This is a genomic window from Acinetobacter sp. 197, from assembly GCF_048148385.1.
Taxonomy (GTDB): Bacteria; Pseudomonadota; Gammaproteobacteria; order Pseudomonadales; family Moraxellaceae; genus Acinetobacter; species Acinetobacter pecorum.
In genome coordinates this window covers 45911-71562 of sequence record NZ_JAYWZK010000007.1, presented here as the reverse complement: position 1 = coordinate 71562, position 25652 = coordinate 45911, and the positions used below count along the sequence as shown (strand labels likewise).

The following is a 25652-nucleotide window of genomic DNA, read 5'->3' as shown; positions in this document are numbered from 1 at the left end:
CTCTCCTTATTTACTTTTCTCAGATAGCTGGTGAAATTCAATCACCATCTTATTGATTTGTTTAAAATCAAATCGTTCTTTACTGTAGACCAGCGTCAACACAGTACATACCAGCGCACTACTGCCATACGCTGTCAGTGAGCTTAACAAGGTGCCGTATTCACGCAAAAAGCCGGTGGTCCATGGCATGAAGCCAATACTGGCCAATATACCAACGACCATACCCACTTTCTTGCCAAAGAAACCAAAGGTTATCAGACCCAGCACCACACCAATCCCCAGGGTCGCAATGAGTTCAAAGCCAAGTGCGATCATTCCCTGAATCGGAAGCCATTCAAAACGTACAATCAGAAAGCTTAAAAATGCCAGGCCCACTGACCAGTTAAAGGCCCGGGCATTCACCTTGTCCCAATACAGGCTGACAATCACCGGGAACACAATAGAGCCCCAAAGCGCACCCACAAAAATCAGCATCGACAAAATGTCAAATTTCAAGGTGGCAATCAAAATTCCAAGCATGGTGGCAACGATCATGGTCATACGGCCAATAAATAGCATTTTCTTTGGATCAGGGCGGTTTTTCGCAATCTGTTTGCCATAAATGTCCGTCATGACAATCGCAGACAGAGCAGACAGATCCGAGTCAGCGGTAGAAGACAGGGCTCCAATCACCATGATGAATAACAGCGCGACCATAAATGGCGAAAGATAAGTCGCTGCCATTTGTGGAATCAGGTTATTCAGGTTGCCATCAATGGGTTGAATACCTGCAAATAGTGCCAGTAATCCAAGCATGCCTAGACCAATGACAATTGCAGCATAACCAATGGTTGCAGTGATAAAACTCGGTTTGATCAGGTCTTCACGGACTGCAAACAGGCGCTGGGCAATGGTCTGATTACCAATCGCATAGGCCAATACGGCAACAAAAAATGGTGCGCCTTGTTCCAAAAAGGCTGTTTTAGAGAAAAAATCCAGCTGTTCCGGTTGCAGGTGATGAATTCCGCTTTGAAACAGGGATGGCCCACCTAAGGTAAAGAATAAGGTTGGAATAATGATCACAGCCGCGACAATCATTGCCACCAGTTGACCAAAATCGGTAAAGACTGAGGAACGGAACCCCGACCAGAGGGTATAGGACAGTACACCGATACCAGTAATCAGCACGCCATGGATAAAGCTTAAAGGAGATAAAATTTCAACCAGTGCCCCGGCAGCGGTAAAGTTCACCATCAGGCTGATCACGCTACCCACAATATTGGAACCTGCCAGAATCATCTGACTTTGATTGCCATGCCGGGCATGCATGATTTCTGCCAAAGTATGTGCATTAGGTGCCAGTTCACGAAAGCGCTTGCCAAAGGGATAGATAAATAAAATCATCAGCGCACCCCACAAACCATAGTGGAGGGCACCAGACACGCCGTATGTATATCCGGATGAAGCTGCTGCATAAAACGAGGCAGCCCAGATCCAGGTGGCGGTCATACTGGCAGCAGACATTCCAAATCCGATGGAGCCATTCGAAACCATGTAGCCATCGACATTTTCATTTTTCTGTTTAATGCGTAACGATAGTAGAAAGGTGATGCCATAGAAAAGCACCATCAATAGTACAGTTGCTGTACTAGTGAACTGAAACATACATACTCCTTAAGCGGGTCACCTTTTGTTTTTGAAAGTTAAATCATTGGTGACAGATTAAGGCTCTAAAATAGACAGAGCAGTGAAGCTATAGAACATCAAAAAGTGAGTGTCCGAATATAGAATTTATATTCATCTCTACAGCAGAAAGGAAAAACCATTGCCAGGCCCGGAATTTGGACGTTTTCTCAGCAATGGAGCAAGAGCCTAACATAAAATCATCAAATTTACTGATGAAGTATCTATTTTGTAAGATTTCTGGCTGATATAGAGATGTAAGCTCGTTACTCTTACCTTTGAATAAAAAAATATTTTTTTGTCATTTTTTTAGCAATTACAAATATTTATTTTAAAATTTTTGAGTTAAATAAAAACTGAGAATACGGATTAAATAAAAAAGGTAACAAAATTTTATTATTAATCATTTCTTCATTATTTTTTTAGATAGTCCTCATAATTACTGGTAAATTTTTTCATAAATACGAGTGGTGTTTTGCTATTTATATTGTGCTTTTTACGCATAATAGAACTAATGAATAAGTGATGAAATTTCAAAATATTGGATATGATGGGGTAATTTTATCGATATAATCTTTGGTCTTTTAGATCAGTAAATTTTACTTAATTATGATCTAAGAAGATAAACATCAAATATGAAAAAATAAAAGGATCAAATAAGGAATTTTATTTTTATTCTTTTAGAAGATGAGAATAGATGTTCGGTTTTTGTTCTGAAGATTATGTCAAATTAAAATACCACTCAGTATTAATTATTCGTTTATAGAGGGTAGTAATTTGCCTCTGATGCTCTAATGGAGGAGATGTGTGGGGAACTGTTCCTTGTCCTTGTATTGCAGAACGGTAGAAGACTTTTAACCAGTTTTCTAATCCTAGTGGTGAAAGGTAAGAGTCAATCAAAATAATTAAAAACAGCGTGCAAAAATAGAACTTCATGAAAAACCTGGTTCTTGAGTATTTTATTCTGTTTTATACAGGAGTTTTGGCAAGTTAGAGCCATACAATCTGAACAAGAATTTGTCATGATTGTTGTTGAAAAATAATACAATTTTTATATATAAAATTATTCTGAACCGGTTTTGATTTTTCTTTAAAAAAATGTGATAACCTGTGCGACTACATTCAATTTTCCTGACTGAAAATAAACAAAATTTTTTAAAAGTCCAGGGTATTTCAGCTACAGTTTTCTGATTTGGCATCTAGCCGATTTCCTTATTTCACAGTAGAATATGCGCTCTCTCAAGTCACATTGTGGCATGGTTGTTCAGACCATCCCGTGGAGCCAAAATCAGCATGTTTATCGTTGCCGGTGCACCCGCACATTCTTCTTTTAAGAAAACTCAACTATTATCGCGTTTGACGTCAATTAGTTCTGTTCAATCAATTGAAAGTCAATGGGTCTACCTCTTTGACCAAGCGCTCAGCGAGCAACAACAGCAATCAGCTTTACAGCTTCTCAACGATGGTCAATCTTTTGAATTGCACCAGGCTGCAAGTGATGAAATCCAGATTTTAGTCACACCGCGCGTAGGAACCATCTCTCCTTGGTCCTCTAAAGCGACGGATATTTTCAAAAACTGTAATACGCCGGTTCATCGTTTAGAACGCGGCGTTTTATTTACTTTGAAAGGCACAAAAGAGCTTTCCAAAGAGGCTCTACAGGTACTGCACGACCGTATGACTGAAAGCGTATTCAACGCGATTGAAGATGCAGCGGTATTATTTGTGGAAACGGCGCCAAAACCATTGAACTCCATTGATATTCTGGGGGAAGGTAAAGAGGCGCTGGTAAAAGCCAATAATGAATTTGGTTTCGCATTATCAATGGATGAAATTGATTACCTGACTGAAGCTTTCATCAAGCTGGGTCGTAATCCGAATGACATTGAACTGATGATGTTTGCACAAGCCAACTCTGAGCATTGCCGTCATAAAATCTTCGGTTCAGAATGGACGATTGATGGTGAAGTTCAGCCATTGTCATTGTTCCAGATGATCAAGAATACGTATAAAGAGTCACCAACAGACGTATTGTCAGCTTATAAAGACAACGCTTCAGTGATTGTGGGTTTTGATACGCAACGTTTCTATCCAACCCTGGAAAATAGTGGACAACACGTTTATAAGTACAAGAGTCAGGCTGCACATATCCTGATGAAGGTGGAAACCCATAACCATCCAACCGCGATTGCACCATTTGCTGGTGCTGCGACAGGTTCAGGCGGTGAAATCCGTGATGAAGGCGCAACTGGTCGTGGTGGTAAGCCAAAAGCAGGTTTAACAGGTTTCACTGTTTCTAACTTGAACATTCCGGGCTTTGAACAGCCTTGGGAAGAAAACTACGGCAAACCATCTCGTATGGCATCTCCACTTCAAATCATGATTGAAGGTCCATTGGGTGGTGCTGCGTTTAACAATGAATTTGGTCGCCCAGCATTAACGGGTTACTTCCGTACCTTCGAACAAAACGTCAATGGCGAAGTGAAAGGCTTCCATAAGCCAATCATGATTGCCGGTGGTTACGGTAACATTCGTCCGGACCATGTTGAAAAAGATGCCATCCAACCAGGTGATCTGTTAATTGTACTTGGTGGTCCAGCAATGCTGATCGGTCTTGGCGGTGGTGCAGCATCTTCTGTAGACAGCGGTAAACTGGGTGAAAATCTGGACTTTGCTTCGGTACAACGTGAAAATCCGGAAATGGAACGCCGTTGCCAAGAAGTGATTGATACCTGCTGGCGCATGGAAGATCACAACCCAATCGTGTCGGTGCATGATGTAGGCGCGGGTGGTATTTCCAATGCCATGCCTGAACTGGTGAATGACCACGAGCTTGGTGCAGTGCTGGATCTGCGTAAGATTCCATCGCTTGAGCCAGGTATGTCTCCAATGGAAATTTGGTCAAACGAAGCGCAAGAGCGTTATGTTTTGGCGATTCGTCCATCTTCTTTAGAATTATTTGAATCGATCTGTGCGCGTGAACGTTGTCCGTTTGCAGTACTGGGTGAAGCGACTGAAGCACGTCATTTAACCGTTGAAGATCCATTGTTCGGCAACAAGCCGGTGGATATGCCAATGCAGGTGATGCTTGGTGGTACGCCACGTATGAGTCGTTCATATGAAACGATTGAACGCAAAGGCGATGACTTTGACGCGGCTAAAGTCACTGATCTGAAAGATGCAATCTACCGTGTTATCAAGAATCCAACTGTTGCTTCTAAATCGTTCCTGATCACCATTGGTGACCGTTCAATTACCGGTATGGTGGCACGTGACCAGATGGTTGGTCGCTGGCAGGTTCCTGTCGCGGATGCTGCTGTGACTACAACAAGCTTGGTGGGTTACACCGGTGAAGCAATGGCAATGGGTGAACGTCCACCAGTAGCCTTGTTGAATCCTGCTGCGTCTGCACGTTTATCAGTTGCTGAATCGATCTCGAACATCATGTCTGCGAAGATTGAAAAAATCAGCGATATCAAACTGTCTGCAAACTGGATGGCGGCTGCTGGTCAACAAGGTGAAGACCAGGCATTATTCGAAGGCGTAAAAGCTATCGGTATGGAAATGTGTCCGGCACTGGGTATTGCAATTCCGGTGGGTAAAGACTCATTGTCTATGCGTACTACCTGGAATGATGAAGGTGAAGACAAGTCTGTGACTTCTCCAATGTCAGGCGTAATCACCGCATTTGCACCAGTGACTGATGTGCGCAAGACATTGACGCCTGAACTGAAAGATATTGAATCTGTACTGGTTCGTATTGATCTGTCTAAAGGTCAGTTCCGTTTAGGCGGTTCGATTCTGGCGCAGGTATACAAAGCGATTGGTTCGGTTACGCCTGATGTGGATAGCTTCGATGACTTCAAAGCATTCTTCACATTGATTCAAGAATGGAACAACCGTGGCTTGATCAAGGCGTACCATGACATCGGTGATGGTGGCTTATTGGCAACTGTTGCAGAAATGATGTTCGCTTCACGTCTTGGTGTCGCACTTGAAGAGCAATCGGTTGCAAGCCTGTTCGCTGAAGAAATTGGTGCAGTGCTGCAAATCTCGAAAGCAGATTGGGATGCATTACAAGCTGAAGTTGCAGCGTCTACTTTGAAAGATGCAATTACAGTGGTGGGTACTGTAAATAATACTGACCAGTTGTCTGTAAATGGTCTGGTACTTGAACGTAGCGATCTACAGGTGGCTTGGACTGAAGTTTCACATCAAATCCAGCGCCTGCGTGACAACGTGGAAACGGCGGATCAGGAATTTGCGTTAATTACTGATAAAGCACACCAAGGTATTATTGCTCAACCGACATTCGACCTAAACGAACCTGTTGAAGCGCCTTTCATTAATTTGCGTCGTCCAAATATGGCAATTCTGCGTGAGCAGGGTGTGAATGGTCATGTAGAAATGGCCGCAGCTTTCGACAAAGTGGGCTTCAATACGGTTGACGTACATATGAGTGACTTGCTGGCAGGTCGTATCAGTCTGGATGATTTTGAAGGCTTGGTAACTTGTGGTGGTTTCTCGTATGGTGACGTGCTGGGTGCAGGCGGCGGCTGGGCAAAATCAGTCTTATTCAATGCCAAGTTACGTGACCAGTTTGAGAAATTCTTTAACCGTCAGGAAACTTTCTCATTAGGTATCTGTAATGGTTGCCAGATGTTGTCCCAATTGGCTCCACTGATTCCGGGTGCTGAACACTGGCCTCGTTTCTACCGTAATAAGTCAGAAGTATTTGAAGCACGTGCAGTCAACGTACGTGTAGAAAAATCGAATTCTGTCTTGTTGCAAGATATGCAGGGTTCGATTCTACCGATCGCTGTGGCGCATGGTGAAGGTCGTGCAGTTGCAACTGCGGAAAACTTTGCTGCACTGAATGCATCGAATCAGGTCGTTTTACGTTATGTCGATAGCCATGGCAATGCAACTGAACAGTATCCATTGAACCCGAACGGTTCACCAGAAGGTATTACTGGTGTAACGTCGCAGGATGGTCGTGCAACGATTATGATGCCACATCCGGAACGTAACTTCCGAGCGATTCAGCATTCTTGGAAACCGGAAGACTGGGATCAGGATGGTGCCTGGTTACGTATGTTCCGTAATGCACGTAAGTTTATTGGTTAATCCATTTTAAATTTCAAGAAAGGGTCGCAAAAGCGGCCCTTTTTATTGGAATATCCGCTTTCAGAGAAAGCTGAATGATTTATTAATTATTCTACTGAATTTATATAGATAGGTTACAAATTAACCATAAGAATATCAAAAATCATAAATATAAAAAGGCATGAGAAGAGTAAGCTATTTGTTAAAACTCGAAAAATTAAAAACCCCGAGGGTCCACAAGATGAAAAGAATAAATCTGTTTTGTTTAACAGCGACTTGTGTATTTCTAGCTGCTTGTGCGATGACACCCGAGCAAAAAGCGGAGCGTGCACAAGAAAAAGCGAAAAAACGTTTAGCCTTACAAGTACAGATGGCTCAGCAATGTGATCCTGTAGCAGCTAAACTTATGTCTCAGCTACCTACCATTAGCCAGCTACCTCCAGCACAACGTACCCAATTTGACCAGCAATATGAGGCGCGTGTAAATAATCCAACTTTCCAGTCATGTTATAACATGGCGTTTAAGGCATATAACGAGCAGCAGCAACTGAATCTGGCAGAATTAGAATGGGATACTGATGCCGGCTGGTTTAATAATTCACCATTTAACTGTGAATTCCCGCGTCCAGAAGGACCATTTTGGCGGGCCTGCTAATACTTTACTTAGGTAAGATGATCTAGTAGAAATACTTATAGCTGGATAATATAAAGATTTTTATTTAGACTAGCTTCATGAATTGCCACCTTTGGGTGGCTTTTTGTTTTTTAAATATTTTGATTTTTTAATTTTATTTCTCCTGCTGATCTGGTTTGAATTTTGCTTTCATATGATAGATAAAGTGTTAAGGTATATTTTATGCACAACTTTATTGCACTATAAAAGAAAGATGGAATAGATCGGTTCAGTATCAATTCTCAAGTATGAGGTGATGACATGATAAAGACATTTAGAATAATGGATAGGGCGACAATGCGTCAGAAAGGTTGGTGGTTGTTTGGCTTTGTTGTTAGCCTACAAATATTGTTTGTACTCGGCAGTTATTTGATGCAGGGTTCTTGATATTTAGATTTAGAAAAAGCCACCGAGAGGTGGCTTTTTTATTTTTTAAATTATATATTTATTAAAAATATGTGAACAAAATATAAGATGAATAATCAGGAAAAATTAATAAAAGTAGAAACTATTCAGAATTTACTTATAGCTCATGCGACAGGTAGTAATGAAAACAGTAGCGAATATGAAACTCTAAGATTCTATTTACTAAAAGAAGTAGATATTAAGAATTTATTACCGAAATACATTGTGACTTGTAGGAATCTACAGCAATTTTGGCAATTTATTAAATTTGAATATAGTACTTACGCAGAACGACGAGATTTTATATGGAAGTCTTTTCTACCCTTATTGGAGAAACTAGAGTTAACTGATTCCACTCCTTCAGATCAAATTGTAAGTAATATTGTACAAAAGCTAGATTCAGATTATATCCATAGTATTTGGAATAAGGCGTTAGAGAGAAGAACATCTGATCCTGAAAGCGCGATTACATTATCGAGAACACTCTTAGAATCCACATGTAAGCATATTCTTGATGAAATAGGTATTGATTATGGACATGCGCCTGAAATAAATCAGCTTTATCGTTTAGTTAGTAATGAATTAAATTTAGCACCATCACAACATACAGAAAAAGTGTTTAAACAAATTTTAGGTGGTTGTAGTTCAATTGTCGAAGGATTAGGTGCTTTAAGGAATAAAGTGGGTGACGCACATGGACAAGGTAAAAATAATGTAAAGCCTTCTCCTAGACATGCTGAGTTTGCAGTAAATTTAGCAGGAACAATGGCAGTATTTTTATTTACAACTTGGGAAGTTAACAAAGAATCATTAGAAAAGATCACCCAAAGGTGATCTTTTCCCCATTGTTTTAAACAACCAACTGAATCTGCTTTAACACCGCCTTCAACGTATTTTCATAATCAAAAGCTGCATTGGTACTGTCCTGATAACGCCATGCCACATAACCATCTGGACGAACCAGAATTACGCCAGATTCATGAATTTCAGACTTGGCATTCCAGGTGCCATACACATCACGATAGTTACGTGAACCAATCTGAATCACATCCAGATATGGCAGTTTCAATGCTTCAGCCGCCTGTTTCCAACCTTTGCCAGATAAACCTGTCAGCAGAGTAAAACGACCTTTACCGGTAATATCTAGCGTGGACTGTTTTTGACCATTGGCATTGATCAGCCAGGTATGCGGCACTTTGGCACCCGGGCGCGTTGTTGCTTGCAGATAAAGCTGCTGATCACGCTTAAATCTTTCAGGCTCAGATTCGTTCATGATTGCATTAGAAGTATAGCGTTGGTTCAGCTCTACACCTTGGGCATTAAATTCGAAGTTTTTAATTTCCAAAGCTTCAAACAGTTTTTTGCGGATTTCAGCACCTTGCTCATCTTCCGCAAAGATACGTTCCAGCATTTGTTTTTGTGTAGTCACACCATTGTCAAAACCAAAGACTTCTTTCAGGTATTTATAATCAAAACGTGACTGGTTCGCACGCGCCACGATCTGCTTACCTACCGGTGCACGTTCAGCCGTATAGGAATCCAGCAGGGAAGGCGCAGCCCAGCCTTTCACAGCATATGCCAGTTTCCAGCCCAGATTAAAGGCATCCTGCATACAGGTATTTGAACCTAATCCGCTTGAAGGTGGATGACGGTGCACTGCATCACCTCCGCAGAATACACGGCCTTTAGAATATTCAGTGGCCCAGGTCTGATTCACATACCAGTACGTTAGTTTCTGAATCTCGACTTCTTCAACTTCAGTACCGACGAAGGCATTCAGGCGGGCACGTACCTGTTCCTCAGTCACTTGTGGTTCGCCTTTGGAAATGTCAAAGCCCCAACCCATAATCCATTCATTCCATGGCGTAATAGCACGTAACAATCCCATACCGAGGTCGCCAAAGCTGGCTTCGGGATTGACAATCCATTGTAGAATCGCAGGGCGGTGTTGCACGTATTGAGAAAGATCAGCTTTAAAGGTCACATAGACTGTACCCGCACGTGCCATTATACCTTCAAGAGGTAAATCAAGCTGTTCCAGCACACGAGACTTCGCACCATCCATACCGACTAGATATTTCGCTCTCAAGCTAAATTCAGTATTGGTAATCCGGTTGAGGAAAGTGGCTTTCACGCCATCTTCGTCCTGCACATGCGAGAGATATTCGGTATTAAAATTATAAATCGCACCACGCTCGCCAGCATTCTTAACCAGCAAGGCTTCCATTTTGGGCTGGATCAAATCAACTAGAGGACATGGGCTACCTTTTATATAATCGCCATGACGTTCATCGCCCGTACCCCAGGCACTTAAACGGGCAATTTCTTCGCCGACCAGACTGGTGGTAATCAGGCTTTCACCCATCTGCTCCCAAGGTGTAGCGATCTCTTTGACCTGCTCTTCAATACCTAAATCACGTAATACCTCCATGGCACGCTGATTGGTAATATGTGCACGTGGGCTATTGGCCAGCCAGCTAAACTGGGTAAATAGCTGTACTTTGATGCCATAATTGGCCAGGGCCAGACCTAATGTTGAACCTGCAGGACCGGTACCAATCACTAAAACATCGGTGTCATATTGCGGTGCCATTACATACTCCATGAATGTCGCTATTACATGAACAATCTATCTGTTAGCTGAGGAGTCTAGGCAAAATTCAGCGCAGGCTATAGAGCTATTCATATAAACTATCTGCCTATAGATATTTTCACTGCATATACGAATATGACGTGGTGTTTTGGATAGAGCAAGATATGGAACTTCGACATTTACGCTATTTTATCACTGTGGCGCAGCAACAAAGTTTTACCAAGGCTGCCGAAAAACTGTTTACCGCCCAGCCGTCATTAAGCCAGCAAATTAAGGATCTGGAGCAGGAAGTAGGCGTCATGCTGTTTGATCGTTCATCCAGAAAAGTCAAACTCACCGATGAAGGGCAGGCTTTTCAGATCTATGCCGAAAAAGCACTGGAAAATGCCAAACTGGCAGTAGCAGCAGCGCGTCAGGTTGCACAGCAGAAAAATAATCAGATTCATATTGGTTTTCTGAATGTGGCAGAAATCAAAGTCATGCCTCAGATATTGGCGCAGCTTAAAAAAAACATGCCGGACTTAAAAATCCATCTGCATAGCCTGACCTGTATGGAACAGATTCAGCGGCTAAAAAATGCTGAACTGGATTTGTGTATTACCCGCTTTCATATGGACCATCCAGATTTTGAGAATATTCATTTATTAACCGAGCAAATTTATCTGATAGCCGCTCAGCACTTACATTCTACAGATCGAATCCTGAAATTACAGGAACTAAAAAACCATAATGTAATTATGTGCGAGCAGAATGCTTCACCCGTATTTTATGAAAAGCTGGATAAACTACTCTGCATTGATCAGCTTGAGCATGAACAGGTTTTATGGGTGACCAATGTGTTGCAACATATCAATCTGACCAATATGGGGATGGGCTTTAGTTTTGCACCTGAATATTTACTTCGTTTTATGAATGATCATGTAAAAGTGATCCAGACTGACCAGGTGCTACCAAAACTGGATTTATATGCAACATTTAACAAGAACTCTCAAAATCCTGCATTGAAGATGATTGCCCAAGCCCTTAACAATATGAGTAATATCTGAATTTCAGGAAAAAATACATGTTAAAGCTGATTTATTACGTACCAGACGAAAACCTGGAAGATACCAAGAATGCGATATTTGCAGCAGGAGGCGGCGGCATTGGGGAATATACAAATTGTGCCTGGCAGGTTTTAGGAACCGGACAGTTTAAGCCGCAGAAAGGTGCAGATCCTCATATTGGTGAAGTCGGCCAACTGGAACAGGTAGAAGAATGGCGGGTAGAAATTCTGGTGCCGGATGAAAAGGCGGTCGAAGTGGCCAAAGCACTGAAAGACAGCCATCCTTACGAAGAGCCGGCCTTTGAATTTATTCAGCTTCTGGATATCAAAGTCTAAAGTTACATTATTACTGCTTTATCGGCGTGTTCGACTTGACGCGCCGTTAGTCCAGATTCAAAAAATGGCCAAACTGCTTTTGTTATTATCATTTCTGCCAGAATAATCCATAGAAAAAATACAATAAGGAAAATAATAATGTCATGGCTTAAACCGCTGAGCAGCGTCTGGAAAAATACGCTCAGTAAATCCATTCAATACGGTACAGAAATCCTGCATAGCCGTATTCCGTATTCGCCGGACAATCCCTATCTGGAAGGTATATTTGCACCCGAGCGGCAGGAACATTTTTCTATAAACTTGAAAGTTGAAGGGCAGATTCCTGCAGAACTGGATGGCGCACTGATGCGGATTGGTCCGAATCCTATTAACGTCAAAAACCCACGCAACTATCACTGGTTTACGGGCGATGGCATGTTGCATGCGCTCAGACTGAAGGGTGGTGAGGCACATTGGTATAAAAGCAGTTATATCGGTTCCGCCAGTGTGCAGGAAAAACTTCACCGGCCACAGATTCCCGGCAAAACCCGGAGTGTCGCAGATGCTGTCAACACCAATGTCATCAGCTTCGCCGGGAAAATCTGGGCACTGGTTGAAGCAGGAGCATACCCAGTTGAATTGAATGCTGCACTGGAATCAAGACGGCATCATTTATTTGAAGATGATCAGGATATGCCATTTACTGCCCATCCGCATATTGATCCTGAAACCGGCGATATTCATGCGGTTTGTTATGATGCTTTAAGTCAGAATAAAGTTTTTTATCTGCAGATAGATTCAAAAGGTAAATTGAAACATCAGGTCGAGATTCCAGTGAAACATGGTCCAATGATTCATGATTGTGCCATTACCAAATCTCAGGTGCTGATTCTGGACCTGAATGTAAATTTCTCGGTTCGCAGTGCTTTAAAAGGTTCAATGCTGCCATATCAATGGAATCCAAAACGGCAGGCGCGTATTGGCATATTGCCATTTGGTGGTAAGGCAATTGATATTCGCTGGTATAAGATTGATCCCTGTTTTATTTTCCATACCGTAAACGCTTATGATCTGGATTCCGGTAATGTGGTGATGGATGCAGTCGTGCACTCCAAAGCATTGGTCAGTTCGATTCAGGGGCCGATTGAAGATCAGGATATTCGGCTGGAGCGGTTCATTTTTGAACACGGCACTGGAAAAGTGGCTCGGACGATATTATCCGGGACGAAACAGGAGTTTCCACGGATCAATGATGCTTATACGAGGCGGAAGCATCGGTATATTTATAGTATTTCCTTTGGCGAGTTTGATGATCCTTATCATGTCAGCAGTAATATGCTCTTGGGTCATGATCTGGAAACTGGCCATTCAGAAAGCTATTCCTTTGGTGAGAACTGGGTGACAGGCGAAGTGATATTTGTCGCGCGGGAAGGTGCTCAAGCTGAAAATGATGGCTGGCTCATGTCTTATATCCATGCTCTAGATGGAAGTCCATCCAGAGTGGTGATTCTGGATGCACAGCATATGATGGCAGGACCGATTGCAACCATTTATTTACCTGTACGTGTACCCGTCGGATTTCATTGTAACTGGATTGATTATCGGAAACTAAGAATTAACTATTCTTAGGTTTGAGCTTAAAAACTTGAAACTTTGTCTTGGTGATTAAAAGGCATTAACTTAGAAAGCTCGAATAAGATTCATATCTGATGGTAGGCGGATATTACTTTGAGGAATGAGAAATATATTCGCTAAGGCAATCAAAATCTGTTGTTAGGCAGAAGACTCGTCCCTGAATCTCAGCCTAACATTGACCTCTATACCGCTAATCATAGAGCAGATGAAAGATTTAAATTTGAGATACTGCTTACATCTTCTGAATAAACAGTTCACGATCAAAACGATACTGCGGGAAGAATACGCCATCTTTGGCACGTTCACCTGCACCAATCACCATGACCGGATACTGTTCGCCATTTAATTCAAGAATTTCACGAACCATCGGCTCATCAAAACCTTCCATCATACAGCTATCAAAACCGTAAGCACGTAAAGCCAAGACCAGATTTTCACAAGCCAGTGCCGTCGTTTTGGTTGCCCACAGTTTTGCATCAGCCGGACTGAAAGCAGAGACTGGCATTTGCTTGTCCAGTGTACGTGCAACTTTGAAAGCGACTTTCTTAAAGTTGCCGAAGGCATTCAGATAGCCCGTTTTATAGTTGTATGGAATATATTTATAGTATTTTCTAATCGCTGGTGGTGCTTCTGGGAATGGAAATTCATTCACATTACGCTTTGCCATTTCATCAATACGGTCGGTACGTGCCACGCAAACAATCAGCTCGGAAGCAGTTTTTGCTGCCAGTTGACCCATGCAGGCTTTAACCAGACGTTTTTTCCTGCCCGGATTTTGTACCACATAAAAAGTCCAGGGCTGCAGATTGGACGAGTTCGGTGCCAATAGTGCCAGATCCAGACAGGCATCCAGAACCTCATCAGGAATTGGTTTCTTGGTAAATTTACGTACTGAACGGCGGCTTTCAATGACTTTGCGAAAATTTTCTACATCTATATCCTGAGGAGCTGGTTCGTAATAGCGTTTTTTGTCAGGATTGACGCTATCAGACGTTTGATGAGATTTATCATTCAAATTTTCAGTAGACATATTCTTTATTCTGGCAAGTAAAGGTATCAAGAAGGCAGTTTAAACTACCTCATTGACATCCTGAGTTTGAAAATTAGTTGAATTGTGTGAAATCAGGTTTCCGTTTTTGCATAAAAGCCTGAACTGCTTCCATCATTTCGGCTGAACCAACACGGTTCATAAAGATTTCTGCCTCATGATCAATCCATTCAACAATTTCATCCAGATTATGTTTCATCAAAGCTTTGCTCTGCTTCAGAGAGGCCAATGGTAAAGCTGCCAGAGTTTGTGCCTGTTTTTGTGTAGTAGCATAGGCATCTTCTTCGATACTGTTCACCAGACCTGCGCTCAGTGCTTTTTCACTATTGAATTTTTGTGCAGTCAGCAATAATTCAGCTGCTTTATGATAGCCTGCTTGTTGAATCAGTAATTTGCTTGACGCGCCTTCAGGCGATAGACCCAGACTGACAAATGGAATCTGGAACAGGGCTGTATGGTCACTATAAACCAGATCACAATGCAGTAAGATCGTCACCCCAATCCCGATCGCAACTCCACGCACAGCAGCAATTAAAGGCTTGGAAAATTTTGCGGCAGCTTTTAATAAAACAAATGGAGGGCCATCCTGCGGACGAATCTGGTCCTTATTGGCTGCAGATTTCATGAAATCCTGCATATCATTGCCTGCACTAAAGTCAGCGTCCTGACCGCGTAAAACAACTACACGCACTTCAGGTGCCTGATCAGCTTCATCCAGGGCTTTCGCAATCCATAAATAAAGCTCGCTATATAAGGCATTTTTAGCTTCCGGGCGATTGATGGCCAAAGTGAGTACACCATGTTCTAAATTCGCATTCAAATGCTCATGAGGTTGTTGAATACAGCTCAGTGTCATCGTACTATCCTTGCTTTAAACTTGATTTGATTTTATGGGAATTATTATGTCGCATATTTATTGGAGCGGCACAACTCATGAGTCATAAAAAACTGATCCCTTATGAACTATACATTTGATTATCTGGTTTTCATTGGCCGCTTTCAGCCTTTTCATCTGGCGCACATGCAAACCATTAAGATCGCCTTGCAGCACAGTCAGAATGTGATTTTGGCTCTTGGTTCTGCACAAAATGAACGTAATATCAAGAATCCATTTTTGGCTTCGGAGCGTGAAGCCATGATCCTGTCAAATTTTAGTGCTGAAGATCAGGCGCGCATCAAATTTGTAGAAGTCATAGATGTTTATAATGATGAAAAATGGCAAAAACTGGTGAAATCGCTGGTGAATCAGGTCATTGAACCGAATGCCAAAGTCGGGCTGATTGGGCATTTTAAAGATGATTCTTCCTATTATTTAAAATTTTTCCCTGAATGGGAAATGGTTGAACTTGACAGTCTTGAAGGAGCCCTGTCTGCCACGCCGATGCGTGAAGCTTATTATCGTGGCGAAATTCAACGGGATAAATTTCCACAAGGCACGATTGAATTTTTAGAGCGCTTCCAGCATACAGCGACCTATCAACAGCTCAGTGAAAAATTCGCCCGGAATGATAAAACCAATCTGGTTTAAAACTACAAGTTCAGTACCGGTTGATTCATGGCAGCTTGAGCATGCTGCCTTAAACATTCACCTAAGATCTCCAGGGCAGGAGACTGTTCTTTCCAGTGATGCCAATACAGGGGGACTTCGATGCGTAATTCCCTTGAAAGCTCAAGCAGTTGACCTGATGCCAGCAAATCTCGGACCTGATAGTCCGGTAACCAGCCATAGCCCAGTCCCATCACAATTGCATCAAAAAATGCATGGGTCGATGGGATGAAAAAGTGAGGGTATTGAGCAGGATTCAGGCCAAACTCTTGCTGGATAAACTGGGTATGCAACTGGTCTTTTTCATTAAAAAGAATAGCAGGAGCAAGACGTAGCGTATTCCGATGTACGCCTTGATGAAACCAGTTTCGGGAAAATTCAGGGGTGGCAACGAGACGGTATTGCATCTCTCCGATCAATTCGGCCCGGCAACCTTTCATTGCCTTGGCTTCCGTACTCAAACAGGCATTGACAAGGCCTGCTTCTAACAGATGATGAGTCTGTGATTGGTCATCTACCTGAAAATGCAACACAATTTTATGCCGGATCAGCTGGTCTTGTAAGGTCGGTAACAGCCAGGTCGCGAGCGAATCAGCATTGGTGGCAATATTCAGACAATAGAAACCTTCTTGTTGCAGCTGTCCCCCCAGATCCTGCATTAGATTCTGTTCTAGCAAGCGTTGATGCTGTAAATAATGCAATAAAGTTTGCCCGGATTGAGTCACGCGGCAAGGCCGATCTCTGACCAACAGCAGATGTCCCAATTGTTTTTCCAGACTTTGAACACGAAGAGTAACTGCTGAGGCAGTAATGTTTAACTGCTCCGCTGCAAGATCAAAACTTCCGGTTTTTGCAACTGCATAAAAAGCATCACATTGTTTCGCATTCAGCATCTTTCTTATCTAAATAATATTTAGTTAATCTGATATTAACTTAGTTTTAATTAATCTTGCCGATTTTATTGAATAATGCCTTTCTTTAAAAAAGGGGGAAGATGATGTTCAGTTATATGGTGAGTGGCTTTGCTGTAGGAATGAGCCTGATTGTGAGTATTGGTGCACAAAATGCCTTTGTTCTAAAACAAGGTTTAAAACAGCAGCATGTGTTCTGGGTCTGTGTAATTTGTGCTTTATCTGATTCTATTTTAATTTTGCTGGGTGTCTTTGGATTCGCGCGTGTCATCGAGCATTACCCGCATATTGTTATGTTTTCTAAATATATTGGTGCAGGATTTCTGTTTTATTATGGTTTGCAACATGCGATTAGTGCATTTAAATCTACAGAGGTATTGGCATTGAGTGATCAGGCAACAGAGCATTTTGTACAGGTGCTGATGATCTGTTTGGCTTTTACCTGGCTGAATCCGCATGTTTATTTAGACACCGTAATCCTGATCGGATCTATTTCAACCAAATACAGTCTGGGGAAAGAATGGTTTACGCTAGGCGCAGTCCTTGCTTCTTGGTTTTTCTTTTTTTGTTTGGGATATGGCGCAAAAATATTGACGCCGTGGTTTCAACATCCAAAAGCATGGAAAATTCTGGATGCTATTATTGCCTGTACCATGTGGGCGATCGCCTTGTCATTAATAGTCAGCATTTGATTTACTTATAACCTTGAGAAACTGTTTCAGAATGAAGCCAGCGTATTATTTAAGATATTTATCAATGATTTTTAATATTTTATTCAGCTGGAAACAGCAAATTCTTTGTTATATAAAAAGTGGCTAGAACATAAAGTTGTAAGATCAAAACAGTTCTCTGTTGGACAGACACGACTCCTGAAGAAAGAAATCAGGACGATTATTCTGTCCATTAGTCATGAATGATTTTACAAAAACTTCAAAAAACTGATATAAAAATAACGGAACCATGTGGGAATACACAACAAGAAAATTTAATTTCAGATTAAGCCGTTGACTTAAATCCGATTAATAAGAAATTAAACAAGGTGGATTTAAAATTGAAAACAATAATAAAAACCGGGCTTCTTAGCTTGGCGATCTGTCTAGCTTTAATCAGTCAGTCTTTTGCAAGATCATGGACCCTAACCCCCAAAAGCGATGTAGGGTTTGAGATCAAGTCCATGGGACTTACTATGGTTAAAGCCAAGTTTAATCAGGTTCAATCCACGATGCAGTTTGATGCCAATGCACCGCAAAACGCCTCAACCCATCTGGTCATGGATGTAGAAAGTTTAAGTTTTAGTAAACCTGTATTTAAAAATATGATTTTGGGCGAAGACCTGTTTTATGTAGCAAAATACAAGACTGTAATTTTTAAAAGTATTCAGTTTAAAGACCTAGGCAATGGCAAATACAAGGTATTAGGACATTTAACCTTGCGTGGTGTAACCAAGCCCGTGATTTTTGAGACAACTTTTAAGCCGAGTATGTCGGATGCCAATTTGTTGGATGTTCAGGCATCTGCCGTGATTAATCGCAGTGATTTTGGTATGAAAAAGGGAATTGCAGGTATAGGAGACAAAGTGAATCTTCATCTTTCAGGTCAATGTGAAGTCAATTAAGAAAGTATTCACTTATATGTCATCATGCCTGATGATCCTGCATCATAAAATTTTTAGAATGCTGCGTGCTTATCATTTTCAGATTTAAATCTTTATCAGGTAAATATAAAATATATGCTGCTATATAAAACCATTAAAAAAGCTCGAATATTCGAGCTTTTATGCCTAGGTCTTAGCAGGTAATCAGGCCACTTGTAAGGCTTTCAAGTCTTCCAGAACTTGTTCTGCATGGCCAGCTGCCTTGACCTTACGGTATTCTTTGACCAGTTGGCCGTTATGGAAAATAAAAGTTGAACGTTCAACTCCCATCACCTGTTTACCATACATATTCTTTTCTTTGATTACATCAAAGTGATGACACAACACTTCTTCTTTATCACTGATCAGGTTAATGCTGAGATTCTGCTTTTCAGTAAAATTCTGATGGGCTTTCACCGAATCACGGGATACCCCGAGAACTGTAGTATTTAAAGCCTCGAACTGGTCTTTTAAACAGGAAAAGCCAACTGCCTGAGTGGTGCAGCCCGGCGTAGAATCTTTAGGATAAAAGTAGATGACTAGCCATTCTGTATCTAGCTTGGTTAAATTGATCTCGCCTGTGGTCGCAGGAAAATTCTGATCAATTAAACTAATTTCAGACATAAAAACTCCTGTTTTATTTAAATTTTTTCAAAAAAATAAGCCACATTATAGTGGCTTATTTCATTAAAGAATAAGAAAAATTGGATCTTATTTCTTTGGTGCCGCTTGAGCTGATTTCATTGCTTCTTCAGTCAAAGTTTTCAGTTTACCGGTTAACTGTGGACCAAAACACGCTTGAAGATCTTTATTCTGCTTTTGTACAAAAGCTAAACTACCTGGGCTTTTTTTCTGGTTAATGGTACTTTGAATTTCCCATTTTTGCGCATTGGTTAATTTACCATCTGCTTCAACCGCACAAGTACAATATTTACTGACTTCAGCAGAAGTTAATTTCTTGCTTTTGCCAGTTTCATCTTTACAAACATTGATCAATGCAGCTTTCACATTGGTGCTTTTATAAGCTTGTTGTAATTTGTCATCAGCTGCTTGAGCTGTAGTGGTGAACATCGCAGCAGCTGAAACAATTGCTGAAAGTACAATGCCTGATTTTAAATTCTTCATAAACTCTACCTTGTTATTACGGTATATAACGTGTCGGGTCTTCAACACCTGCGTCCGCAAAACCCTGTTTACGTAAACGACAACTGTCACATTTACCACAGGCACGTCCTTGGTCATCTGCTTGATAGCATGACACCGTTTGACTGTAGTCTACGCCATGTTCCATACCTAAGCGAATAATATTTGCTTTGGATAAATGTAACAAAGGTGTTTCAAACTTGAGAGCTTGGCCCTCTACACCAACCTTGGTTGCAAGACGAGCCATGTTGGCAAATGCCTCGATAAATTCCGGACGGCAATCCGGATAACCGGAGTAATCGACCGCATTAATTCCGATCACAATTGCTTCAGCTTTGAAGACTTCTGCCGCAGCTAGAGCATAAGACAAGAAGATGGTATTACGTGCAGGAACGTAAGTAATCGGAATGCCGGCCTGTTCGTGATCAGGTACCTCAATACTATGATCGGTAAGGGCTGAGCCACCCAGATTACCCAGATCAATATTGATCACTCGATGTTCTACACCCGCACGTTCAGTTAACGCTTTTGCTGCATCCAGCTCGGTGGTTGAACGTTGACCATAGCGAAAACTGAGTGCGATACATTCATAGCGTGCCTGTGCCCAAGCCAGACATGTGGTTGAGTCTAAACCGCCAGATAACAGGACAATGGCGCGAGGGCGCATAAGCTGATTCTCCAAATAATACTTTACAAAAAATTAACGACCAGTTTCATCATTCCATAACAACTTGTGCAGTTGTAACTGGAAACGAACAGGGAGATGGTCTTCTAAAATCCATTGAGCTAAGTCACGTGCCAATTGTGGTAAATGAACTGCACCTTTTTCTACCGCAAATGCAGGCGAAAACCAAACTGTACTGACTTTCTCTTGAAGTTGATACTGTTCAAGCTGCTGCTTTGACCATTCATAATCCTCACGATTGCAAATGACAAACTTGATTTGATCATGTGCAGTTAAATGATCGAGATTAGCAAGCAAATTTCGTGCAACTTCACCTGAAGTGGGTGTTTTTAAGTCGAGGACTTTGGAAACACGTGAATCCACCTTGGACACATCTAAAGCCCCACTGGTTTCAAGTGAAACCTGACATCCTAAATCTGCCAGTCGCTGCATCAGGGGCAGGGCATTGGGCTGTGCCAGAGGTTCGCCACCAGTCACACAGACATAAGGTGTTTTAAAATCAAGCGTAGTCTGGATAATATCTTCCAGAGACTGACGCTCGCCACCTTCAAAGGAATAGGTGGTGTCACAGTAGCTACAACGTAGTGGACAACCGGTTAAACGGATAAATACCGTTGGCAGTCCTGCGGCATTGGCTTCACCTTGTAATGAATAGAAAATCTCCGTAATGCGTAAACCCGCAGACGGATCAGAAACTGGGATTGCAGAAGATCGAAGCGTATTCATAACAAAATTAACCAATGAAAAATAAATAACCGGGTATAAAAATAAAAATCCCTACGATTATTACTAATCGTAGAGACGAGGAGCGGTTGAAGCTCCGAGGAACACAAATGTGTCCTCTAAGTTAAGACATCTTAGTCTTCGCGTAATAGATCGTTCAAGCTTGTTTTAGAACGAGTTTGTGCATCAACTTTTTTCACGATAATGGCAGCATACAGGCTGTAAGTACCACATTTAGATGGAAGGCTACCCGCAACAACAACCGAACCTGCTGGTACGCGACCATAATGGATTTCGCCAGTTGCGCGGTCATAAATCTTGGTCGACTGGCCAATGAATACACCCATTGAAATTACCGAGCCTTCTTCCACGATTACGCCTTCCACGATTTCAGAGCGTGCACCGATAAAGCAGTTATCTTCAATAATGGTTGGATTTGCTTGAAGTGGCTCAAGAACACCACCAATGCCCACACCACCTGACAAGTGTACATTTTTACCAATTTGCGCACATGAACCGACAGTTGCCCAGGTATCTACCATTGTGCCTTCATCGACATAAGCACCAATGTTGACATAAGAAGGCATCAAGATCACACCTTTAGCCTGGAAAGAACCCTTACGTGCTACTGCAGGCGGTACAACACGTACACCCGCTGCCTTGAATTGTTCTTCAGACCAGCCTGAGAATTTAGTATCTACTTTGTCATAGAAACGAAGATCACAAGCTTCCATTGGTTTGTTGTCGTTTAATTTAAATGATAACAATACTGCTTTTTTAATCCATTGATGAACAACCCATTCACCATCGATTTTTTCAGCAACACGTAAAGTACCATTGTCTAGACCAGCAATTACTTCCTCAACTGCTTGACGAATTTCAGCAGAGCAATCTGCAGCTGTAAAATTTGCACGGTCTTCAAACGCCTGTTCAATGATTGTTGAAAGCTGCGACATGATCTTCCTTCCAGAAAAAAATTTTCTAGATTTTACACTATATTGCAGGAAAAATAGTTGAAAGCACCAAAAATAGGTGAAAAATAACCAAAACTATAGAAGAGGTAAAATTATTAAAGTGATAATTATTATTTTCCATAAAATTAAAGTGTAGGAGAAGTGTTAGAAAACGCTTGCTTCTAAACAAGAAAAATTAATTTGTATCAAAAAATAACAAAAGATTAGCAAAATGTGAATAAAAAATATTTTTTAAGTCCTTTATATTGAGCCTATCACGAATAACTAATGATCAAAAATAAGTTCTTTTGAGGAGAGAAATAATGAAACCTTTAAATAATATTTTAGCAGTATCTATTTTAGCTATAGCCGCTAGTTCTGCTATGGCCGCAGATGAAATTATCGTAACAGATGAGGGCGTTACTGAATTTTCTTTCTTTAAACCAGCTTCTGTTCGTGCTGAAGTAGGTACTACCGGTTACGGTGGTGCAATTTCCTGGAGTGCTAACCCATATGTAGGCGTCACTTTAGGTTATAACGGTGGTGATATTTCCTGGTCTGATGATTTATCTATCAATGGAACGAAGTATGACTTGGATCTGGATAACAACCTGACTTACTTGAATGCTGAAATCCGTCCTTGGGCAAACTGGTTCTATATGGCAGCTGGGGTAGGATATACAGATAATGATTATGGCTTAGAACGCCGTCCGGGTACAAATGCCTCATTTACAGTAGATGGTTCTCGTTTTAGTAATCCAAGTGGTGCAGATGTTCGTATTAAAGGCGATGTATCATATAAGAATAGTATCGCTCCTTATGTAGGGATTGGTTTCTCACCAGCTATTACCAACCGTTGGGGTATTTTTGGGGAAATTGGCGCCTATTACAATGGTAACCCAGAAGTAAACTTAAGAGCTAATCCAGAAGCTCTACTTGCTGTACCACCAGGAGATGATGGTCGTACTTTAGCTGAGGCTATTAGAGATGAAGAGGACAAAATTCGCGAAGATAACAAGTATGAATGGTTCCCGGTAGCGAAACTCGGTGTAAGCTTCCGCTTCTAAGATTTGATCTTAAAAAAAACGAGCTTCGGCTCGTTTTTTTATGCATTTTTAAAAGTATTTATAAAATCTTAAACTGGTTTTAAGTCTAGGACACTCTCATAAAAAGCAGTTTATAAATCTATAAGCCGTGTAATAGGCCTATGTGGTATAAACGCAAGCTTTAAAATTTTTTATTAGATTGGCCTGTTACTACATCCTAAGTTACTTACATCTGTTAGAGAGGTACCACTCTAATATTTGAACTGGTATCTGGATTGAATGTTGCCCTCGGAGTTCCCGTTCCAGAATTTTATAACAAAGGTTTGTACGAATTGTTATACCTGACAGCTGATTTCAGGTTCAACCCAAGCAAAGAGAACTTCAGGTGTAATGAATTTTTCAAAATTAATATTTTCAATGCATATCTATATAATAATAAAGAGGCCGCTTAGCCTCTTTGATCAAAAACTGAAAATCATGCACTCTATTCGTCTGGATAAGCCACTTTTTTCAGAGCTTTAATATCCGCATCTGGCGAGCAGAGTGAAATAAACTCGTAGCCATAACCACGCAGTAAATGACCTTTACGTACTGCAATCCAGGTGGTATTTACTCCGAAAATATCAGTTTTAATCTGTCTTAAACGGTAATCACGCTCAGGGTCATAAGCCACATCGTTAACGATGCCGACGCCCATATTCATTTCTACATAGGTCTTGATCACATCAGCATCAAGAGCAGACATCACAATATCTACATCAAAACCGGCCTCTTCAAAAGCGGTGTCAATCTTAGAGCGACCGGTAAAACCACCATGGTAGGTAATGATCGGATAATTTGCCAAGTCTTCGATAGTGACTTTTTCTTTCTGGGTCAGAGGATGATTCTGTGGGGTAATAATACTGTGCTGCCAGTTATAGTAAGGCACACTGGCCAGATTATCTTCAGTGGTGAGTGCTTCAGTTGCAATACCGATATCCGCCTGACCTTGCAGCAGCATTTCCGTGATTTCAACCGGGCTTGCCTGTTGTAAAATCAGGTGAACTTTGGGGAATTCTTTTTTAAACTGACTGACAATCGGCGGCAGCACATAACGTGCCTGCGTATGCGTGGTCGCTATGGTCAAGGTGCCTTCATCGACTTTGTTAAAATCATCAGCCAGACGTTTGATATTGTCAGCATCAACCAGCATGCGTTCCACAATCCCTAAAAGTGCCTGACCTGGCTCGGTTAAGCCTAACAAACGTTTACCCTTACGGATAAAGAGCTGCACCCCGAGTTCATCTTCCAGATCTTTAATGTGCTTACTTACCCCAGACTGTGAGGTATAAAGTGCAGCTGAAGCTTCAGTTAAGTTAAAGTTCTGTCTAACTGTTTCTCGTATAATTCTTAATTGTTGAAAATTCATGATTTTCTTTACCCTTTAAGAGGATGGGGTATTTTAAAACCCCATCTTTTGATCTTAAGCGACCTGGTTTTCAAATAAATGCAAGTTAACTGCACTTAACCACACGGTTTGATTTGGGCGGAATTGATGCGCTCTCGCTTCATCAGGTGTCAGTAAAATTTCAATCAGGTTGCCTTGTCGATCATTCAGTTCTGCAACCACTTTGCCAGCAATCCACAATTCACGAATAAAGGTGGCCTGAATTGCATTGTCATGTGGCTGTGCATGAATGCGTAAGTCATCTGGACGTGCGAATAAAATAACTTCGCCTTGAGCAGCATTTTTTGCACCCTCAAACTGGATGCGGTCTTCACCAAGCTGGATGAGGCCGCCATGATTCTGACCTTCAAAACGATTTGCCTGACCCAAAAAGTCAAATACAAATGGCGTTTTCGGTGTTTCATAGACTTCACGTGGTGAACCGATTTGCTCCACATCACCTTTGTTCATCACTACGATCTGATCCGCAACTTCAAGTGCTTCTTCCTGATCATGAGTTACAAAGATCGAAGTAATATGCAGTTCATCATGCAGGGTACGTAACCAGCGACGCAGCTCTTTACGGACTTTGGCATCCAGTGCACCGAAAGGTTCATCCAGTAATAATACACGTGGTTCAACTGCCAGGGCACGTGCCAGTGCAATACGTTGACGCTGACCCCCAGAAAGCTGGGCTGGATAACGATCGGCCAGGAAACCGAGCTGAACCAAGTCGAGTAAACGTGTCACACGTTTTTTAATTTCCGCTTCTGATGGACGGGTTTTACGTGGGCGCACACGCAGGCCAAAGGCAATATTGTCAAATACCGTCATATGGCGGAACAGGGCATAGTGCTGGAATACGAAGCCGACTTCACGCTCCCGTACATGCACATTGGTAGCATCTTCGCCCTCAAGAATGACCTGACCGCCATCTGCCGATTCCAGACCAGCAATAATACGTAGCAGGGTGGTTTTACCACAGCCTGATGGACCCAGTAGAGCCACTAACTGACCATCCGGGAAATCTAGTGAAATGTTTTTCAGTGCATGGAATGCACCAAAGTGTTTTTCAATATTTTTAACTTGAATACTCATGTGGGC

23 protein-coding genes are annotated in these 25652 nt (G+C 41.6%); 11 read left to right on the top strand and 12 right to left on the bottom strand.

Annotated elements, in window-relative coordinates:
* Positions 1-6: 6 nt before the first annotated feature.
* Positions 7-1644: a sodium:solute symporter family transporter gene (locus VXQ11_RS08585; protein WP_416705832.1), complete on the bottom strand. Its 1638-nt coding sequence runs from the start codon at positions 1642-1644 to the stop codon at positions 7-9.
* Positions 1645-2955: 1311 nt separating this feature from the next.
* Here VXQ11_RS08585 and purL point away from each other — a divergent pair.
* The 4 genes from purL (at position 2956) to VXQ11_RS08565 (ending at position 8680) form a co-directional block, all read left to right on the top strand.
* Positions 2956-6789 (top strand): phosphoribosylformylglycinamidine synthase, encoded by a 3834-nt coding sequence (gene purL, locus VXQ11_RS08580; RefSeq protein WP_416705831.1) that lies wholly within the window; start codon positions 2956-2958, stop codon positions 6787-6789.
* Between the two features lie 220 nt (positions 6790-7009).
* Entirely contained in the window at positions 7010-7423 is a 414-nt protein-coding gene (locus tag VXQ11_RS08575; RefSeq protein WP_064096241.1) for a hypothetical protein, read from the top strand.
* A 279-nt stretch (positions 7424-7702) separates the two neighbouring features.
* Positions 7703-7828 (top strand): KGW motif small protein, encoded by a 126-nt coding sequence (locus VXQ11_RS08570; protein WP_252510056.1) that lies wholly within the window; start codon positions 7703-7705, stop codon positions 7826-7828.
* Positions 7829-7915: 87 nt separating this feature from the next.
* Positions 7916-8680, top strand: a complete 765-nt coding sequence (locus VXQ11_RS08565; protein ID WP_416705830.1) for an abortive infection family protein — start codon at positions 7916-7918, stop codon at positions 8678-8680.
* 16 nt (positions 8681-8696) lie between these two features.
* Here VXQ11_RS08565 and VXQ11_RS08560 read toward each other — a convergent pair whose 3' ends face one another.
* Positions 8697-10439 carry an FAD-dependent monooxygenase gene (locus tag VXQ11_RS08560; protein ID WP_416705829.1) on the bottom strand — a complete coding sequence of 581 codons (1743 nt, stop codon included), beginning with the start codon at positions 10437-10439 and terminating at the stop codon, positions 8697-8699.
* A 164-nt stretch (positions 10440-10603) separates the two neighbouring features.
* On the opposite strand from VXQ11_RS08560, the gene VXQ11_RS08555 reads away from it, so the two are divergent.
* The 3 genes from VXQ11_RS08555 to VXQ11_RS08545 all read left to right on the top strand — a co-directional run bounded on the left by VXQ11_RS08555 (position 10604) and on the right by VXQ11_RS08545 (position 13428).
* Positions 10604-11485 carry a LysR substrate-binding domain-containing protein gene (locus VXQ11_RS08555; protein ID WP_416705828.1) on the top strand — a complete coding sequence of 294 codons (882 nt, stop codon included), beginning with the start codon at positions 10604-10606 and terminating at the stop codon, positions 11483-11485.
* A gap of 17 nt (positions 11486-11502) precedes the next feature.
* Complete coding sequence (locus tag VXQ11_RS08550; RefSeq protein WP_416680829.1) at positions 11503-11820, top strand: NGG1p interacting factor NIF3; 318 nt, start codon at positions 11503-11505, stop codon at positions 11818-11820.
* A gap of 138 nt (positions 11821-11958) precedes the next feature.
* Positions 11959-13428, top strand: coding sequence for a carotenoid oxygenase family protein (locus tag VXQ11_RS08545; protein ID WP_416705827.1), 1470 nt, complete (start codon positions 11959-11961; stop codon positions 13426-13428).
* Positions 13429-13666: 238 nt separating this feature from the next.
* On the opposite strand, the gene VXQ11_RS08540 is transcribed toward VXQ11_RS08545, so the two are convergent.
* Together VXQ11_RS08540 and VXQ11_RS08535 are read right to left on the bottom strand one after the other, a co-directional pair.
* Positions 13667-14464, bottom strand: coding sequence for a nitroreductase family protein (locus tag VXQ11_RS08540; protein WP_064102793.1), 798 nt, complete (start codon positions 14462-14464; stop codon positions 13667-13669).
* Between the two features lie 73 nt (positions 14465-14537).
* Positions 14538-15338, bottom strand: coding sequence for an enoyl-CoA hydratase-related protein (locus VXQ11_RS08535; protein ID WP_416680831.1), 801 nt, complete (start codon positions 15336-15338; stop codon positions 14538-14540).
* Between the two features lie 102 nt (positions 15339-15440).
* Between VXQ11_RS08535 and VXQ11_RS08530 the strand changes: the two genes are divergently transcribed.
* The gene (locus tag VXQ11_RS08530) at positions 15441-16010 is read left to right on the top strand and encodes a nicotinate-nicotinamide nucleotide adenylyltransferase (protein WP_416705826.1); all 570 of its coding nucleotides are present in this window, start codon (positions 15441-15443) and stop codon (positions 16008-16010) included.
* Positions 16011-16012: 2 nt separating this feature from the next.
* Here the strand turns inward: VXQ11_RS08530 and VXQ11_RS08525 are convergent, their stop codons facing one another.
* A complete protein-coding gene (locus VXQ11_RS08525) occupies positions 16013-16921 on the bottom strand; it encodes a LysR family transcriptional regulator ArgP (protein ID WP_191730802.1) in 909 nt (302 codons plus the stop codon).
* 104 nt (positions 16922-17025) lie between these two features.
* Between VXQ11_RS08525 and VXQ11_RS08520 the strand changes: the two genes are divergently transcribed.
* Both VXQ11_RS08520 and VXQ11_RS08515 read left to right on the top strand, forming a co-directional pair.
* Positions 17026-17631, top strand: a complete 606-nt coding sequence (locus tag VXQ11_RS08520) for a LysE/ArgO family amino acid transporter (RefSeq protein WP_416705884.1) — start codon at positions 17026-17028, stop codon at positions 17629-17631.
* A gap of 359 nt (positions 17632-17990) precedes the next feature.
* Complete coding sequence (locus tag VXQ11_RS08515; protein WP_081406365.1) at positions 17991-18554, top strand: YceI family protein; 564 nt, start codon at positions 17991-17993, stop codon at positions 18552-18554.
* Positions 18555-18737: 183 nt separating this feature from the next.
* Here VXQ11_RS08515 and VXQ11_RS08510 read toward each other — a convergent pair whose 3' ends face one another.
* From VXQ11_RS08510 to dapD, 5 genes are all read right to left on the bottom strand, one after another.
* Entirely contained in the window at positions 18738-19196 is a 459-nt protein-coding gene (locus VXQ11_RS08510; protein ID WP_416705825.1) for a peroxiredoxin, read from the bottom strand.
* An 87-nt stretch (positions 19197-19283) separates the two neighbouring features.
* Complete coding sequence (locus tag VXQ11_RS08505; protein ID WP_064096226.1) at positions 19284-19697, bottom strand: hypothetical protein; 414 nt, start codon at positions 19695-19697, stop codon at positions 19284-19286.
* A gap of 16 nt (positions 19698-19713) precedes the next feature.
* On the bottom strand, positions 19714-20382 hold the full coding sequence (gene queC / locus VXQ11_RS08500) for a 7-cyano-7-deazaguanine synthase QueC (protein ID WP_064102789.1): 669 nt from the start codon (positions 20380-20382) through the stop codon (positions 19714-19716).
* 33 nt (positions 20383-20415) lie between these two features.
* Positions 20416-21126 carry a 7-carboxy-7-deazaguanine synthase QueE gene (queE, locus tag VXQ11_RS08495; RefSeq protein ID WP_064102788.1) on the bottom strand — a complete coding sequence of 237 codons (711 nt, stop codon included), beginning with the start codon at positions 21124-21126 and terminating at the stop codon, positions 20416-20418.
* A gap of 131 nt (positions 21127-21257) precedes the next feature.
* Positions 21258-22079: a 2,3,4,5-tetrahydropyridine-2,6-dicarboxylate N-succinyltransferase gene (dapD, locus tag VXQ11_RS08490; protein WP_064096223.1), complete on the bottom strand. Its 822-nt coding sequence runs from the start codon at positions 22077-22079 to the stop codon at positions 21258-21260.
* A 320-nt stretch (positions 22080-22399) separates the two neighbouring features.
* On the opposite strand from dapD, the gene carO reads away from it, so the two are divergent.
* Positions 22400-23143 carry an ornithine uptake porin CarO gene (gene carO, locus VXQ11_RS08485; protein WP_416705824.1) on the top strand — a complete coding sequence of 248 codons (744 nt, stop codon included), beginning with the start codon at positions 22400-22402 and terminating at the stop codon, positions 23141-23143.
* A gap of 463 nt (positions 23144-23606) precedes the next feature.
* On the opposite strand, the gene VXQ11_RS08480 is transcribed toward carO, so the two are convergent.
* The gene (locus VXQ11_RS08480; protein ID WP_064102787.1) at positions 23607-24530 is read right to left on the bottom strand and encodes a CysB family HTH-type transcriptional regulator; all 924 of its coding nucleotides are present in this window, start codon (positions 24528-24530) and stop codon (positions 23607-23609) included.
* 54 nt (positions 24531-24584) lie between these two features.
* Positions 24585-25646, bottom strand: coding sequence for a sulfate/molybdate ABC transporter ATP-binding protein (locus VXQ11_RS08475; protein ID WP_064102786.1), 1062 nt, complete (start codon positions 25644-25646; stop codon positions 24585-24587).
* Positions 25647-25652: the final 6 nt, after the last annotated feature.